The sequence below is a fragment of the Deltaproteobacteria bacterium CG11_big_fil_rev_8_21_14_0_20_49_13 genome (assembly GCA_002796305.1).
GTDB lineage: Bacteria > UBA10199 > UBA10199.
The window spans coordinates 1-1809 of sequence record PCWZ01000028.1 but is presented as its reverse complement, the minus strand read 5'-3'; the positions used below and the strand labels follow the sequence as shown (position 1 = coordinate 1809).

The following is a 1809-nucleotide window of genomic DNA, read 5'->3' as shown; positions in this document are numbered from 1 at the left end:
CGAAGCAATCTCCATAAATCAAGTGTTTATGGGGGATTGCCGCGCCCCTTCGGGGCTCGCAATGACAGAGTGAGTAGTTTATAGAGGTGCCCGATTGTCACTGGATCACAAGCATGCCGTCCATGGTCACTACCACACGCGTGCCGCCCAGGAACTGGTCGAACAGCGGATTTCCTGATGGTTCCTGCGAAAGTGTGGAATCTATGGTAAATGTGATTGCGCCGTTCGTTAAAGGCTTTGACGTCTTGAGCGTCAGGTCCTTGACCGTAAAATCTACCGCCGATTGAAGGCCCGGATTGATATCGCTCTCGGTTATTTCGCCCAAGACGACTCTGATCCTGAAGGCCATGCCGTTCATATTAAGATTTGTCCCGTCGAACGTTCCGGTCGCCGTAACGCCTTCCGGTCCGTTTATCACAAGGGAGATGGCAGATATCGGTTTTCCTTCCAGGGGTTCGCCGGGGCCGTTTCCCTTAAGGATAAGCAGTTCGGCCGGGAACGTAGCCAAATCCATTTCGACATTGTTGCCGGAAAGTTTGAATACAACGGGGCCTCCCATCTCGAGCTGTTTTGGACCCGTGGTCATGATATCTGGAAGTTCCATCGCAAATCCGCCCTTGTAGCAAAGAATGCCGCCGTCCGCGGGACAGTCTCCGCCGCCGCCCACGCCTGCAATCTCTCCGTTGGGTCCCGGAACCGCTTCACCTACAAGTTCTATCTGCACCATTCCCTCTTGCGGCCGGTCGTAGATGGCAATTATCATGGATCTGTGTATTGCCTCTTTTTCGTCGCTATCCCCTTTCGCGCCTTTGGCAAGCTCCTTCATCATTTTTACGGCGGTCTCTTCTTCGACCGGTTTACCTGGGACATAAGGCTCGTCTTCGCCCGTATACCATCCGCCAAAATGAGCGATGCTTGTGTTAAGATTGAGCGGCTGGTAGGTTACGAATATCTGAAGCATGCTTCCGGCTGGGATGGTAATATCTTTATCCCTTGGATTTTGTGCAATGCCTCCGACCTCGACCTTGTCTATCCTGAAATGTCCGTCCGGATTTGCGTTCGTGTCAAAGTTGATGGCCCTTATGTGTTGAACGGAATCTGTGGAAGGGTTCTGAAGAATTATCTCTTTTGTGATGGCTGAACCTATCTGTGTCTTTCCCAAAAAATCGCGCTGATATGAGGCGAACTGGTCCCCGTCGCCTGTACCGATGCATGATGCATAAAGTAGCGCGAAAGCAAGGGCCAAAATTGTCTTAAATTCAGGTCTCATCTTGTGCATATACTTATCGGCAAGTAGTCAGAAAAGTTGCTGAAAAAAATCTGATTTTTTTCAGCAATCCCGAGCTGTCGAGGGGTTGCGGCTTCACATAATAGCTATCATATTGATATTCTTAGACAATATGCAGTGCGTACGAGAGACCGTGACCGAAAAGGACCTTTGTGGGTAAGGATAATTGCCAAAAGTCTATCATAATTTCGTGATTTCTACCGAACCTTGAGTTCAATAGTCAACGAATTTAAATGCCACTATAACGCACTTTTTACTTGCAACCCTCTTTCAGAGGTGACCCCAGAATGTGCCAATACCACCCTGCGGAACGACTGGCCGCTTTTAGGTGGCCGCTGGGGATAAGGTGATCTTTTATTTTTGGAGGAATCCATCCAACGAACATATCGAGAGCCATAAATCTCCTCCAAATGAGTCCGTCTTGTGGGTTTGCTCAATTGGCCAATTGAGTGGTTATATTCACGGCGGATAATGGTTTTGCAGAGAATGTGATCGCGCCTTGAAAGTCGGTCCTAAAGATC

1 protein-coding gene and 1 pseudogene (1 of these 2 only partly in view) are annotated in these 1809 nt (G+C 49.1%); one reads left to right on the top strand and one right to left on the bottom strand.

The window, feature by feature from the left end; translation table 11 throughout:
• A pseudogene (locus COV46_02330) lies at positions 1-73 on the top strand (hypothetical protein) (it extends 1004 nt beyond the left edge of the window).
• Between the two features lie 24 nt (positions 74-97).
• Here COV46_02330 and COV46_02325 read toward each other — a convergent pair.
• Positions 98-1279: a hypothetical protein gene (locus tag COV46_02325; protein ID PIR17874.1), complete on the bottom strand. Its 1182-nt coding sequence runs from the start codon at positions 1277-1279 to the stop codon at positions 98-100.
• Positions 1280-1809 lie beyond the last annotated feature (530 nt).

What these genes read in the sequence shown, in the direction of transcription:
- COV46_02325 (PIR17874.1), bottom strand. Translation starts at nt 1,279, where the DNA reads ATGCACAAGATGAGACCTGAATTTAAGACAATTTTGGCCCTTGCTTTC.